The sequence below is a fragment of the Gammaproteobacteria bacterium genome (assembly GCA_041395725.1).
Classification (GTDB): domain Bacteria; phylum Pseudomonadota; class Gammaproteobacteria; order Pseudomonadales; family Pseudohongiellaceae; genus NORP240.
This window is the reverse complement of record JAWKZW010000001.1, coordinates 3880576-3893916: the sequence shown is the minus strand read 5'-3', so window position 1 is coordinate 3893916 and position 13341 is coordinate 3880576. Positions and strand designations below refer to the sequence as shown.

General features: G+C 53.8%; 15 protein-coding genes. 4 read left to right on the top strand and 11 right to left on the bottom strand.

Annotation, left to right across the window (positions count from 1 at the left end; all coding sequences use genetic code 11):
* Window positions 1–16: 16 nt before the first annotated feature.
* Both tmk and R3F50_17230 read left to right on the top strand, forming a co-directional pair.
* Window positions 17–676 (top strand): dTMP kinase, encoded by a 660-nt coding sequence (tmk, locus tag R3F50_17235; protein MEZ5492032.1) that lies wholly within the window; start codon window positions 17–19, stop codon window positions 674–676.
* A 7-nt stretch (window positions 677–683) separates the two neighbouring features.
* Window positions 684–1682, top strand: a complete 999-nt coding sequence (locus R3F50_17230; GenBank protein ID MEZ5492031.1) for a DNA polymerase III subunit delta' — start codon at window positions 684–686, stop codon at window positions 1680–1682.
* An 806-nt stretch (window positions 1683–2488) separates the two neighbouring features.
* Here the strand turns inward: R3F50_17230 and R3F50_17225 are convergent.
* Both R3F50_17225 and R3F50_17220 read right to left on the bottom strand, forming a co-directional pair.
* The gene (locus R3F50_17225; GenBank protein ID MEZ5492030.1) at window positions 2489–3634 is read right to left on the bottom strand and encodes an NAD(P)/FAD-dependent oxidoreductase; all 1146 of its coding nucleotides are present in this window, start codon (window positions 3632–3634) and stop codon (window positions 2489–2491) included.
* On the bottom strand, window positions 3627–4265 hold the full coding sequence (locus tag R3F50_17220) for an alpha-ketoglutarate-dependent dioxygenase AlkB (protein MEZ5492029.1): 639 nt from the start codon (window positions 4263–4265) through the stop codon (window positions 3627–3629). Before R3F50_17220 ends, R3F50_17225 begins: the two co-directional genes overlap by 8 nt.
* Before the next feature lie 127 nt (window positions 4266–4392).
* Between R3F50_17220 and gorA the strand changes: the two genes are divergently transcribed.
* Entirely contained in the window at window positions 4393–5739 is a 1347-nt protein-coding gene (gene gorA, locus R3F50_17215; protein ID MEZ5492028.1) for a glutathione-disulfide reductase, read from the top strand.
* Window positions 5740–6698: 959 nt separating this feature from the next.
* Here gorA and R3F50_17210 read toward each other — a convergent pair.
* The 8 genes from R3F50_17210 to R3F50_17175 all read right to left on the bottom strand — a co-directional run bounded on the left by R3F50_17210 (window position 6699) and on the right by R3F50_17175 (window position 11594).
* Complete coding sequence (locus tag R3F50_17210) at window positions 6699–6989, bottom strand: hypothetical protein (protein MEZ5492027.1); 291 nt, start codon at window positions 6987–6989, stop codon at window positions 6699–6701.
* Window positions 6990–7096: 107 nt separating this feature from the next.
* The gene (locus R3F50_17205; GenBank protein MEZ5492026.1) at window positions 7097–7567 is read right to left on the bottom strand and encodes a hypothetical protein; all 471 of its coding nucleotides are present in this window, start codon (window positions 7565–7567) and stop codon (window positions 7097–7099) included.
* Window positions 7568–7666: 99 nt separating this feature from the next.
* Window positions 7667–8326 carry a methyltransferase domain-containing protein gene (locus tag R3F50_17200; GenBank protein ID MEZ5492025.1) on the bottom strand — a complete coding sequence of 220 codons (660 nt, stop codon included), beginning with the start codon at window positions 8324–8326 and terminating at the stop codon, window positions 7667–7669.
* Window positions 8327–8552: 226 nt separating this feature from the next.
* Window positions 8553–8759 (bottom strand): hypothetical protein, encoded by a 207-nt coding sequence (locus R3F50_17195; GenBank protein ID MEZ5492024.1) that lies wholly within the window; start codon window positions 8757–8759, stop codon window positions 8553–8555.
* Between the two features lie 121 nt (window positions 8760–8880).
* The gene (locus tag R3F50_17190) at window positions 8881–10029 is read right to left on the bottom strand and encodes a PqqD family peptide modification chaperone (GenBank protein MEZ5492023.1); all 1149 of its coding nucleotides are present in this window, start codon (window positions 10027–10029) and stop codon (window positions 8881–8883) included.
* A 100-nt stretch (window positions 10030–10129) separates the two neighbouring features.
* A complete protein-coding gene (locus R3F50_17185; GenBank protein MEZ5492022.1) occupies window positions 10130–10471 on the bottom strand; it encodes a hypothetical protein in 342 nt (113 codons plus the stop codon).
* 216 nt (window positions 10472–10687) lie between these two features.
* Window positions 10688–10939, bottom strand: a complete 252-nt coding sequence (locus tag R3F50_17180; protein ID MEZ5492021.1) for a GlsB/YeaQ/YmgE family stress response membrane protein — start codon at window positions 10937–10939, stop codon at window positions 10688–10690.
* 136 nt (window positions 10940–11075) lie between these two features.
* Entirely contained in the window at window positions 11076–11594 is a 519-nt protein-coding gene (locus R3F50_17175) for a DUF6438 domain-containing protein (GenBank protein MEZ5492020.1), read from the bottom strand.
* 79 nt (window positions 11595–11673) lie between these two features.
* Here R3F50_17175 and R3F50_17170 point away from each other — a divergent pair, with 79 nt between their 5' ends.
* Entirely contained in the window at window positions 11674–12183 is a 510-nt protein-coding gene (locus R3F50_17170; protein MEZ5492019.1) for a hypothetical protein, read from the top strand.
* Window positions 12184–12299: 116 nt separating this feature from the next.
* Here R3F50_17170 and R3F50_17165 read toward each other — a convergent pair whose 3' ends face one another.
* Window positions 12300–13322, bottom strand: a complete 1023-nt coding sequence (locus R3F50_17165; GenBank protein MEZ5492018.1) for a hypothetical protein — start codon at window positions 13320–13322, stop codon at window positions 12300–12302.
* Window positions 13323–13341: the final 19 nt, after the last annotated feature.

Genomic DNA, 13341 nt, shown 5'->3' with positions numbered 1-13341 from the left:
CGGACATCAAGCTTCCATGACAAACAGCAGACAGTTACAAGACGGTGCCAAATTTATCACTATCGAAGGGGTAGAGGGGGTCGGTAAATCCACCAATATCGCATTCATCAAGGAGTTTCTGGAGCAGCGCAAGATTAACCTGTTGGTGACCAGGGAGCCGGGTGGAACCGAGTTGGCAGAACAGATCCGGGATCTTCTCCTGCAGGAACATGCCGAAGCCATGAACCCGACTGCCGAACTGCTGCTGATGTTCGCTGCCAGGGCTCAGCACTTACAGAATAAGATACTGCCTGCGCTGGCGCGCGGATGCTGGGTGTTATGTGACCGATTCACCGATGCGACCTATGCCTATCAGGGAGGTGGCCGGCAGCTGGACGTCAACAGGATTTCACTACTGGAACAATTAGTTCAAGGCGATTTGCGTCCGGACCTGACCATTATCCTTGACCTCGATCCGGAGACCGGTCTGTCCCGTGCATCAGAGCGGGGCGAACTGGACCGCTTTGAAAAGGAAAAACTGGAGTTTTTCCAGCGGGTACGTCGCACCTATCTGCAACGGGCGGCGGCTGAACCAGAGCGTTGCATTGTTATAGATGCCGGTCAGCCGTTGGAGAGCGTCAAGTCTGCTACACTGTCAGTAGTCGAAATGCTTTTCGAATCACCGACGGGGAATTAGCTCAAGTATGGAACTGGCACCTTATCCTTGGCAACGCCATCAGTGGCAACGGCTGATGCAACAGCAGGAGGGCGACCGCCTCGCGCATGCGTACCTGCTCATGGGTGAGTGCGGCCTGGGCAAAAGGCATTTCGCTCTGTCCGCAGCTGCACGGTTGCTTTGCACGTCTCCGGCCGACAATAAGGCCTGCGGCAATTGTCGCAGCTGCCAGCTCTTGGGTTCCGGCAGCAACCCCGATCTTTTACTGGTAGAGCCGGAAGACAGCAAGGTCATCAAGATCGACCAGGTAAGGCAGTTGGCTGAGTTCTCCAGTAAGACGAGCCACAGTAATTCCCGCAAGGTTGTCATCCTGCAGCAGGCTGAAGTGCTTAACGTCAATGCGGCCAACGCCCTGCTCAAGACTCTGGAGGAGCCGCCGGCCAGCACTGTCCTGCTGTTGGTCTCGGATAATCCCGGCAGGCTGCTCCCGACTATCCGTAGTCGCTGCCAACGTATTCTGTTTGCCGTTCCGAACCAACAGCAGGCATTGGAATGGCTTGCAGCCAATGCCCCCGGTGAAACCGGGCTGGAAGGGCTGCTGCTCCTGGCTGCTAACCGCCCGGTTCAGGCTCTCGAGCTGCTGCATAGCGACGAATTGCAGGACCGGGACAACGTCCTGACGGGGCTGGCCGCGGTGCTGGTCGGAAAACTGGATCCGGTTGATTTTTCTGCCACCGGTAAAACCATCGGTGCAGAAAAAATTATGGACTGGTTATGGCAGACCAGCTCGCTGACGGTAAAACACCTGTTGCTCCACGAGCCACCCGAGGCAGCCGGTCAGGCACTCCGCCTGATCTATCAGGCTCTCGCTGGTTCCGCCCGGTCGGAGGATGAAATACTGGCCCGTTTACTGGGCATCAACCAGGCGGCCGAGGAGGCAAGGCAGCAACTCATCGGTGCATCGAACCCTAATCCGCAACTGGTGCTTGAAGGTATCCTGTGGCGTTGGTCCCGCCTGGTTTCCTGATATGGGGCCTGATCCGTCTCCCGGGCGGCAGCCCAGACTGTTCTTCCTTCGCATCGCGGACACATCGGCTCTGCAGCATTATTACCTTGAATGGGTCGATTCCGGTGGCATCTTTATACCGACTCCTGTAACCAGCTGCCTGGGTGAAAAGGTGTTCATGGTTCTGTCCCTGGCTGACGCGTGTCATGCGGTTGAGGCAAGAGTGGTCTGGACCTGCCCTTGCAGGTCGCCGGGTGATCGGCCGGCTGGGATTGGCGTACAGTTTAATCAAGCGGAAGCTATTCTACAGACAACTATTGAAGAAATTCTCAGCAAATCCCCCGCCGATAAACTGGAAGTGCCAGTCCCCACATTTTAGAGTGATAGTGCACAGGGGCGGGGCGGTGCCGTTTCGCTATCGCATTTTGGTCATGATACCCGCCTGGTAGATCCCTGAAAGATCTGGAGGCGAGGTGATCAGTTGCTGATACGCAGAGTCAAAAAAAACCGGAGCCTGGGGGAGACTCCGGCGGAACACTGCTGGGGTTCGCAGTGTTGTGAAAAATCTGCAACACGCACGCGCAACCGCATTCGACTTGAGCCCTACTGAGAACTCGTTCTCCGAAGCCCGGCGTTTTAAAACCCGACAACTGCTTCATAGCCTGGCTCGATGCAATCGTAAATCCTGTAAGTTGTACCGGCATCGAGTGTGTTACCCGAAGTGCCAGCACATTTGTCTCAGGGAACTTTATTACTATTGAGTATGGACCAGACTGTCAATAATGCCAGTTCAGGGGTGAATCAGATTGATTTGCCGGCTTCAGGCTTCAGAAATAATCACGCACTATGGCGGTGACTTTTTCCCCGATAGCCAGGCTTGCAGTGAGGCCCGGCGATTCGATACCGAACAACTGCAACAGATTAGGGACTCCATGCCCGGCCGCATCCTGGAATACGAAATCGGCAGGCGGCTGGCCAGGGCCCGCAAGCTTAGGCCGGATGCCCGCATAATCGGGATTGAGCGCGGTCGCGTTAACAGCTGGAAAATAACGTCTGATGGCTTCGGCGAAGCGTTCGCGTTTGAGGGGATCGATACTGTAATTCACCTGGTCAATGTACTCTGTGTCGGGCCCGAAGCGTAACTGCCCTGCCATGTCCAGGGTGGCGTGAATGCCGAGCCCGGTCGTATTGGATTCAGGTAACGGGTAGACCAGGTGCCTGAACGGATTGCGGCCGGCATAGGAAAAATAATCTCCCTTGCACAGGTACTGCCTGGGAATACTGCCTGAGTTGAGCCCCTCGATACGGCTGGCGAGGGCAGCTCCCTCGAGGCCGGCGCAGCAGATCACGACACCGGCGCGGAACACATAGGCTTCAGCGACGTTACCCGTTGCTGTCATTATGCGGGTTTCTACCAGGCTCTCATTACCCCGGCTGAATAGGGCCTGAACCTGGGTTCGCGGTGAGTAAACAACACCCTGCGACTGAGCGAGATGCAACAGACTGGTCAGGTAGCTATGCGAGTTAATAATACCTGAGGAGGGAGAATACAGGCCCAGTGTCCCGCTGACCTGCGCCTCAAGTTCCTGAATTGACTTTCCCTCAAGAAGTTGAAGATCTGAGACGCCGTTGGAGGCCGCCTGCGTCAGGAGCCTCTCGAGAGCCTCCGCTTCACCCTGGCCGCCAACGATCAGCTTGCCTACGCGCTTGTGAGGGATGTCATAGCGCCGGCAGTGCTCATACAGCAATTCTTTGCCACGAACGCACAGAAGCGCTTTCAGGGAGCCTGAAGGGTAATAAATGCCTGCATGGATAACCTCGCTGTTGCGGCTGCTTGTATGCTGCCCAAACCCGCTTTCCTGCTCCAGCAGCACCAGGCTCCGACCGCGCATGAAAGGCGCTGCTGACAGTTGCTGCGCGATCGCCAGACCGATGACGCCAGCACCGACGACGGCAACATCAAAACTATCCAGACCTTTCACACACTTGCCTGAAAGTGAGGTTGATCCTCGGCTCCTCCAGTCCCTTTGCTTTAGGAATCTGGTGGAGCCAGTTGTTTTGCATAGTATTTCCCATTACCAGCAACGAGCCGCTGTGGAGCATCAGCCGATATCTTGCAGCACTGTGGTTGTCCTTGGGTTTGAGCTCAAAAGGCCGGCTGGCACCGAAACTGACCGAAGCAACGACTGGATTGGGCCCCAGTTCCGGCTCGTCATCCGCATGCCAGGAGACACTGTCCTGACCGTTTCGATAAAGATTCAGCAACACCGCATTGAACGATAGCCCTGCCAGCTCCTGAACCCGCTGCCTTATCGCCAGCAACGTTGCCGACCAGGGCAGTGGGGCCATCTGAATACCGGAATAGCTGTAATTGAACCCGCTTTCCGCAACCCAGCATTGCAGCCGGGGAATGGCAATCGATCGACCTGCCAGGCGGATAGAGGCTGACTGCCAGTTTATTTCATGTCTCAGAAGATCGAAGTATCCCTCTGACTCTGTTCTGTTAAATGCTTCTGGATATTCTGTCAGCTCGGCCTTTTCAAGCCGATGGGTTATCGTGGCCTGGGGGGCAAAGAGTTCTGGCTGGTTCGGGTGAGTTCGCATCGTTAAAAGCAATTAAAGCACAATCTGTGAAAGGTCGGTAAAGGGAGTTTCAATAGCCACACAGCCGTGCATAATGCCAACCTGAAAATTGATTATCCTTGGTTCAGTCACTGGAGAGGGCGCGAGTTTGTCGAATTATGATTATGATCTGTTTGTGATCGGCGGGGGTTCGGGAGGAGTCCGGGCCAGTCGCGTCGCTGCCAGCCTGGGAGCACGGGTGGCCTGTGCTGAAGAGCGCTATTTCGGCGGCACCTGCGTGAATGTAGGCTGCGTGCCAAAAAAACTGCTCAGTTATGCTGCCCATTATCGGGATGATTTCCAGGACAGTCGCGGATTTGGCTGGGACACGCCTGAAGTTGATTTTGACTGGGCTAAATTGAAAAGGGCAAAGGATCAAGAAATCAGCAGGTTAGAGGGCATTTACAAGTCGATACTCGAGAATAATAAGGTGGCTGTATTCAAGCATCGTGCAGCGGTGCTCGGCCCCCACGAAGTTATGGTCGCAGACCAGCACATTACTGCGCAGTATATCCTCATTGCTGTTGGTGGATGGCCCTGGGTGGCACCATTCGACGGCAGCGAACTGGCCATGACATCCAACGATATTTTTCATATGGACACCCTGCCGGATTCCATGCTGATTGTCGGGGGCGGTTATATCGCTGTCGAGTTCGCCAGCATCTTCACCCGCCTTGGATGCAAGGTAACGCTGGTGTATCGAGGCAATGCGCTGCTGAGAGGCTTTGACGAAGAAGTACGGCAGTTCCTGACCCGTGAAATCAGTCAGAGCCTGGATCTTAGGCTAGGGACTAAACCGGTAAGAATACAGAGCAATAATAAAAGGTTAGTTACAACTCTTGATAATGGAAGCGAAGTTGAGAGTACCACAGTTCTGGCCGCCACCGGCCGCAAACCAATGACCCAGAACCTGGGCCTGGAGAATGTGGCAGTCAAGCTCAGCGATAACGGGGCCATAGAGGTTAATGACCGTTTTCAGACTGCAGAACCCAGCATTTATGCGGTAGGCGATGTGATCAATCGGGTGGCACTGACGCCGGTCGCCCTGGCGGAAGCGCAACTGGTGGCTCGTGCGTTGTTTTCAGGGGATTCCCGGCACATGGAATACCAGAACATACCTTCGGCCGTTTTCTCCCATCCCAACGTCGCAACAGTAGGCCTGACCGAAGAGGAAGCCCGAGCTAAAAACCAGGATATCGATATCTACAGTGCGAGTGTCAAGCAGCTCAGGCATTCCCTGAGCGGTAGAGAAGAGCGGTCGCTGCTGAAACTGGTGGTCGACGCCGGTAATGACAGGGTACTCGGTGTTCACATGGTAGGCCCAGACGCTGGAGAGCTGGTTCAGGGCTTCGCGGTAGCGCTTAACTGCGGCGCAACCAAGGCGGATTTCGACCGGACTATAGGTATCCATCCAACGTTGGCGGAGGAGTTTGTGACCCTGCGCACCAAGCGTTAAAAACCGGCCTGAGCGTGTCTCTGGTGAGTCTGGGCATAGCTCAGATTATTCCATCGATTGCTTTTATTCGGTGAGAATTTATCGCAGCTCAATAAGTTTACACTCACTAACATAAGGAAAACAATATCCAATAATATCAATATATTGGAATAATATATTAAAGTCTTTACGCATAAGCCGTTGAGGCTGCAGCGATGCCAAACATGCAGGTTACCTTTAATAATATTGGGCCGGGTGTCTGGCCGGTACAGTCGCCGTATTATAGTCGGCATGTCGGCCTGATGTTCCAGATCGGATTTCGAGGCAGATCTGATAGCAGCGTCGGACAGGACATCTCAAGCAGTTTTCCGCCGAGCCTGGACACAAGAATCGTGTTCAGTTCGCGGGTTATTATGGCTGCAACGGGCCGATCGTCATCGGTTCATTGGACCGTTCAGTTGTGGATTGTGAATCTCCAATCAACGCTCTGGAAGCAATGCCCAGGTGTGTGAAGATTGATTCTGATGATCCAGCAACAATTTCAGCGTAGAAGCCGGAGCTGCAACCCAAAGGCCAACCCAAAGGGTTTGGCAAATCCAACGGGTTCAAAGTCGGCAAATAGCGTTAAGGTGATTGGAAGGAAGCCAGTTGAACGAATCACGGTTCGGGAATCAATTGCTGCTGACTCGACCAATACCAGGCATTGGTCAGTCATCAGGCACATAGCGTTAAAACAACAATGGTTTTATGTGCGAGAAGTGGTTATTTCGGATAAGTTCACTATTTCCGGTAATAAAGATTACCGGAAATTATAAAGCAATTAGATAACAGGTAGCTATCCCTTCTAATTCCGTTAAAACCGAGAAACACCCTTCCCTAAAGACCTTCGGTAATTACGGGACCTAACGATCGTGGTCAGCACTTTCAGCTTTTAGACGTTCAACCAACCAGACTTTGATTATCGACTGCCTGGTTACACCCTAAAAATACAAGGTAAGCTTTTTCGAAAAGCGGAAATGTGTGGCGAATATCCAGACAAAAAGTGTAAACATAAATCCAAAAATTGCTAACACGACACTCAATGGGTTCAGGGCCCCTGATGCGATTGAACTAACCAGGTTGGCGATAAGGAACAACGCCAGATTGACAGTCACAGAGCAGAACACCAGGATGTCAAAGACCCAACTCACATGGTTACAGCGCCGCAACTTTTCTTGAATTTGATTATTCAAACTCTCAAGTAACGCTGCGTCTTCGTGCCCAGTAGTCATGAAAGTGATTCCTCGATATTGGGCAGTATTGGCCCCTAACTCAGGCTGTAGCATTACTCACATTCAGGCGATGTAAAATGAAATCTCTAAAGTGAAGAGTTGCCATTTCATTCGGTGATTTCTGGTTGGGCTTTCAGCACGACCCCAGATCGCGTAAGAGCAATAAAATGTACTGCGCATAATATTGGCGCCCCGAAAAAATATAAAGCGTATAACAGGTTATCTCTGTCGGCGAACTGTGCAAACAGAAGCAATAACAGAAGAACCCCAATGCCCGTCAGAAAAATTTGTGTGAAACGCGGCAACTGAACATCTCCTGAAATCAACTCCATCAGCATACTCACTATGCCCATTAGCCCCAGCGTCCCTGGCAGTATAAGCCCGAGAAGCAGAAGGTATCCTCCTTGTACCAGGCTTATCAGACCCCAGGCAAATCCCAAAGGAAGGACGGCAAGCAGGTGCCAGTAGCACGCGATAAACTCGACGGCTAAAAGAAGACTTCTGGTTTTTGAATACATAGACAAAGTGACACTCAAATCAGTCAGCCATCTCATCCCGGGCAAGTAATCATTCTTCAATCCGGCGTATTGCTGATAGAGCAGCAAGGCTGGCACCAAACTGCAGTTTTCTGCCGGAGATAAGATCTGACACTTCGAGCTCTTCACGCCCAAAGCGCTTCATTGGCAGTATTTCCTGTCTGCGGCCAGGCGACTCTCGGGCTTCTCAAGATTCAGCGTATACGCCAGCCGACTACCGAAATACTCTTTTTCGGAGAAACCCACCTCAAGTGCCAGCCGGGATACTGTGTTGCGGCTTTGGAAATGGGGGTCGAAGATGATTTCAGTCACGGACAGTATTCCCCCTGCTTTCAATGACGCAAAGATCTCTTGCAGAGCCGTTTCCCGGTCCGGAATTTCGCCAAGCACGGTGACCAGCAAAACCCGATCAAACCGTTCCCTGCCAAGTTGGTTTTCTCCGGATCCTGCATGGAGGAAGTCAATATTGGTAAGCCCGGCTTCCTGTGCTTTTTCCTGTGCCCGGGAAATCATGCGAGCCTGGATGTCCATGGCGATAACCCGGCCTTGTGGGCCGACGCTCCCGGCTACCGGAACGGCTACCCTGCCCGGTCCACAACCCAGGTCCAGCACCGTCATTCCAGGGCTGAGGTCGAGATGTTCTACGATAGCTGCCGCCCGGTTTGTTCTGGCAAAGGGGTTGTCCAGCTCGACCAGCCAACCCAGCCAAGCCGGACAGGGAATCGAGTGTCGGCGCGACGCCAGCCGCCAGGCCAGACTGATAAGCACCAAAACAACAATTGAACCTATGAGTGCGGCCACTGGGAGCTTCTCCTGCTGCAGATGAGGCCAACATCGCACAGGCTGTCCAGCCTTGTAAAGATCAGTTCGGTAACAGTGGCGCATATTCGGCGGCGTAGGTGCTGGCTGATTTCATCTGATCTTTATTCTCTCGCCTGCCATGAGCTTACGCACAGATCACAGTCTATGTGCCCCTTACAGGCTCACCTTGTGCGCGCGTCTTTCGCGAGTCATTCGTTAGACAGGGCTACCCCGGGTGTTTCTGGAGCATTGAGGTGTGTCTGTCCACCGGTTTTATGGCCAGGATTTCTGCCGTCACCCGCTTGGCAGGCTGGCTGAACGAACGGGATGGGGCGATGGAAGAATTCGAGGCAAAGTGCATCGCTTCTATCTTGAAGCCGGCGGCGAGCAGGCTGTTGCGCAGATTGGTGGGTGTTATATGAGATACAGGCATATAATGGGGGCCTTAATATAATAAGGCGGTGGGGACGATCTCGAGTTGGCGGTGCTGAAAACGCGACAAGCGGTACCCGCTATCCAGATTGAAGGTCTGTTGCCAATAAGTCAGGCGCCGTTCACTGTGGATTTCGTTTCTTTAGCATGACGCTGAACCCCGTGACAGGTTCCCCATACTCGTAGCGAAGAAAGCCTTCCTCAAGACTGAGCACGTCAAACCCCGCTTCTTCCGCTGTCGATCGAATATGACTTTCAGAGTGGGAAAAGCGCCCGGAATCGTTCAATTTATAAGGGACTTCAGCCCCCTTTTCTACTGTGAAAGCGAAGTAGCCCTGGGGCTTCAGGACATTTGCGGAAGGTTTTAAAATCAGACTCAGGTCACCGAAGTAAATAAGCGTGTCACAGGCTGCGACCAGATCAAAACGGCACCCCTCCGTTGCTTTCCTGGCGAGAAAGGCGGTAATTTCAGCGACTTCCAGCTGATCGTAGAGCTGGCTGGTCTGACATTGCGAAACCATCTCTGGGCAAAGATCGACACCGATCAGGTGGGCGGCGTATTGGCGCAATACCTTGCCTGAAAGTCCGGTGCCACAGCCCAGTTCAAGCACCTGCAGGTTCCCGGCATTGTTGAGAAAGTTGTCCAGTAGCTCCTGCAGGCGCCTGGGCGCCTCATACCCAAGGTCTCCGCACATATTCTCTTCATAAAAGCCTGAAAACCTGGCGTAAAGCTGGCGAATACAGTCATCCGGCGCCCGGGCAGGAGGCGCTTCGTCGCTGAGTGCGAGCAGAATGAGTCTAGCCTCGGCATTATCCGGCCGCATCTCGGTAAAGTGTCGATAGGCTTCTCTGGCTTCCGCGCGCCGGCCGAGGATATGGGCTAATTCCCCCAACTCAAGCCAGTGCTCTGCGTTTTCAGGGGCCAGTTCACAGGCTTGAGACTGACAGACAAAGGCAGCCAGAATGGCACCGTTGTCACGCAGAGTATCGGCTTCCCGGGCAAACAATTCCGATCGGCGAAGGTTATCAATGCTGGCTTTTGAATGCTCCGCAAGCAGGAGCTGGTTCTTTTCGGCCTTCTCGAGCCATGCTCGAAGCTGCGGCGAATGATCACTGACCTCGGGGCCCAGCAGCGCAACAACTTCATTTCGCGTTCGTTTGCCGTCACAAAGTTCGTAAAGGAATGCCGCGGTACCATTGAGTTTATGGAGCATACCTTTTGGCTGACAATAAACCAGGTATTCGTCATCGGTTACGAAGATGGCGTTCAAAGGATTCGGCCTTAAGACCACAGGAGTCGAAGTCATCATCTCAGCTCAGCCAGGGCATCGTTGAGGCCCTGGCTCCGGGATAAGAAAGGATTGGGCCTGGCTAGACCGACCCCTTGCCTTTGCCCTTACCCTTACCCTTACCTTTGCCTTTTCCGTTACCAGGACCCTGGCCTCCCGGGTTCACGCCCTTGCCCTTACCCTTGCCACCTTGAGAAGTCCCGTCGCCTTTGCCGCCCTGAAAGGTGCCATCGCCCTGACCTTTGCCCTTGCCCTTGCCTTTGCCTCCCGTACCCGGTTGCCCTTGCTGCGCCAGCAAGGTCGAACTTGGAACGGCCAGTGCCACGGCGCCAGCCACGACCAGGCCGCGCTTGATAAACCTGCGTCGCTCAGGCCTGATAGTTTTCAGCAGGGAGTTCAGACTTTCGAATTCTTTGTTTGACATACATCGGGGCTCCTGTGAATCTCGATTCAGCGAGGCGCAGCCTGCTGGTAATCGCCAGTAGATAGAGCGGGTTGACGGTTTCGCTACGCTTCACCATTCACCTGCCACTTACATCCCTCTAAACGCAGCAACAGGCAGCAGGTTGACAAGCCTGCGTTGAGTAAGTCTATTACCGTTCAACCTGTCATTGCTTTGACCGATGTCAGACCAGCGGCGTCAGACCTTCTTAATTAGACTGACCGCGTAGAGAAGTACCACCGCGCCGATAGTCGCGGTAACTATTGAACCGAAAAATCCCCCGGCACTGACGCCAAGCATGCCGAAAAGAAAGCCGCCAACCAGGGCACCCACGATGCCAACCACAATGTTGCCGACCAGGCCAAATCCCTTGCCTTTGAGGATCTTACCAGCCAGCCAACCGGCGATGCCGCCGATGATCAGCACTGCAATCAAGCTGTTTGCTTCCATTAATCTGTTGCCTCGTTGTTGTAGAAGTACAGGAAAGTATAGAAAGAAGAGTTATTGATACTGGTTCACATTGACAGCTACTGTGCCGTTGTTGGCAGGGATTGTCAAAGGCGGTTGCGGGCTTGCGAAAGATTTTTTACAACGCAGGTATTTCCTCACCTACCCACCGGGCGCTGTCGGTAAGCTGGTCTATCAGATTTTCGAAATCCTCCAGTTCCTGTGGCCCGGCGAAGTAATTAAGCACCGACTTCGCTTCGCTCCTGGTTTCTACAGTAGTGATGCGCGAAGGAAGATCTGAAACCGCCGTAACCGAATTGTCTGCTTCTATGCGGACCCGGTACTCTGCAGACAAAGAGTAAAAATCGATTTCCCGGGCGAATTGTGCCAGTCGGTCAAAATTGGCCGGATCTACCCTGTGATTGTAATCACCCACCGATGCGACGAATCTTTCCCCATGAAATTCAACCAGGCCATTCGGGTAAATGCTGACATTGTAGACCGGACAGACACCAAAACAGGCGGTGCGCTGCAACGAAATCCTGCTGACTGATTCCTGGCTTTGCGCACACGCCTGTATTGCCGATAACCCCATCAGGACAAGGACCAGGATAAACCGACCCCGGAGAGTGAGACGGTTGTTGCGGAAGCCCCCCATAATTGTGCCTGCCCTTCTGTATAAGGCCTGAAAGTGGTAGTGTTCAGCCTACCCTTTTCGGCTGTCCCGAGGAAATCACGTGCTCTCGTTTTTTAAAAAATTGTTCATTTTTTTGCTGATTCTACTACTGGCGGTTACGCTCTTTCTCGTCAGCATGCGTTTCCACGATGGCCCACTGGAGATCATTTCAGGAGGCCCGTTCAAGACCGGAACCCGCGCCACGCCACCAGAGGACTGGAGCTTTCTTACGGATCGGGACACAATTGAGTTTCAAACCCTCACACCGTCCCGCTCTCGAACAGTGTGGCTTGCCGTGTATGAGGGCCGCCTGTTCATCGTAAGTGGCTACATGACTACCGGCTATGGTGCCATCTGGAAGCAATGGCCCCATTACCTGGAGAACGATGATCGCATTATAGTCAGGGTCGATGGGCAACTTTATGAACAGCGCCTGATGCGCCTGACCAGCGGACCGGAGATTGAACCGGTACTGAGGGAATTCAGTCGTAAATATGGTGAGGGTCTCGGCGTCGGGGCATCACAGGTCACCGAAGGACACACCTGGATGTACGAGGTAGTCGACCGCTGACACCTGCTCAAAAACAACGGGCGCCGGCCAAAAAGTCTGCGTCGCAGCCATGCAAACAACAACGGAGATTCAGTCCTCCGTTTGTTGCTGCACTCTATAGAGGGCAGTCAGCTGTCTTACTGCTCTGACTCCCTCTCTGCCATCACCTCCAGTTGTCGGGCCCCCGCGAGAATGCCGGGCAGTGCGTAGTTGCCTTCGTGACAGGCGTATTCGTAGATCACCTCGTCGGACGGGCGGGCATTGAACATCAGTTCGCCAGTCCAGGGTTGGCTGAACACCGTGTCGTCATCCAGGGTAAAGCTGTAAAGAATTTCTGAGTCGGAGACTCGGGTAAAGCGCTCGGTGACCTGCAGATTTTCCGACGCACCGCGAAAGCTTTGCTGAGGATGAAAGCCGAGGGTTTCCACCACCAGCGTATCGCCCTCCCAATGCCCCACGGAATCACCCATCCACTTCTTCATGTCGGGCATAAGTTCACTGCCATCGAGACGTACGATACGGGCATCGTGAACCATCTCGGCGAGAATTACGACGTAGTCATCGGTCTGAATGAACTGGTAGTTGTTGTTGTACATCACCGGCAGCATGGGTGGGCCGGAGTGGGAACCGAAGGACAGCAGGCAGCGCTCGGCCAGCGGGCGCCCCTCTGGTCCGTCGCTGCGCCCGGGTGCGCCGGGGTCACGGCGGAACATGGCACGGGGATCGCCTTTATAGGGAATCTGACCGTCAGGCGGGTCTATTACAATCGAAGCCCGGTACTCCCCGTTGATCACCTGGATGTGACTGCCTTCGTCTTTCCAGAATTCGTTGTAGCCGTCCTCGGTATTGCCGTCATTACCGGCCTGCGCGCCGGCGCCTGCTTCACGATCAGGGTCACTGGCGGCAAATTCTGCTTCCAGGAAATCCTGGCGCCCGGCCTCCAGGCGCGCCACCTGCTCCGCAGTCAATGCCCGATTCTCACCAAACTCCCGCCCCCGGGTCAGCGGTGTCAAGGTCTTGTTGGTCCAGATGCCTTGCAGATCCGGTCTGCCACCGGGGGTGCGCGGAATCATGCCATTTTCCTGTGCCAGAAGCCCGGTCGCGATCAGACTGACCAGGGTGCCCGTCAGACTTGTTTTGATCCTGTTTGTCTTCTGCATTGTTCAACCTTATTTTTAA

Excerpts from the sequence above, each read along its gene's own strand:
- R3F50_17210 (MEZ5492027.1), bottom strand. The coding sequence starts at position 6,989 with ATGACTACTGGGCACGAAGACGCAGCGTTACTTGAGAGTTTGAATAAT.
- R3F50_17195 (MEZ5492024.1), bottom strand. The coding sequence starts at position 8,759 with ATGCCTGTATCTCATATAACACCCACCAATCTGCGCAACAGCCTGCTC.
- R3F50_17230 (MEZ5492031.1), top strand. The coding sequence starts at position 684 with ATGGAACTGGCACCTTATCCTTGGCAACGCCATCAGTGGCAACGGCTG.
- R3F50_17220 (MEZ5492029.1), bottom strand. The coding sequence starts at position 4,265 with ATGCGAACTCACCCGAACCAGCCAGAACTCTTTGCCCCCCAGGCCACG.
- R3F50_17165 (MEZ5492018.1), bottom strand. The coding sequence starts at position 13,322 with ATGCAGAAGACAAACAGGATCAAAACAAGTCTGACGGGCACCCTGGTC.
- tmk (MEZ5492032.1), top strand. The coding sequence starts at position 17 with ATGACAAACAGCAGACAGTTACAAGACGGTGCCAAATTTATCACTATC.
- R3F50_17185 (MEZ5492022.1), bottom strand. The coding sequence starts at position 10,471 with ATGTCAAACAAAGAATTCGAAAGTCTGAACTCCCTGCTGAAAACTATC.
- R3F50_17175 (MEZ5492020.1), bottom strand. The coding sequence starts at position 11,594 with ATGGGGGGCTTCCGCAACAACCGTCTCACTCTCCGGGGTCGGTTTATC.
- R3F50_17180 (MEZ5492021.1), bottom strand. The coding sequence starts at position 10,939 with ATGGAAGCAAACAGCTTGATTGCAGTGCTGATCATCGGCGGCATCGCC.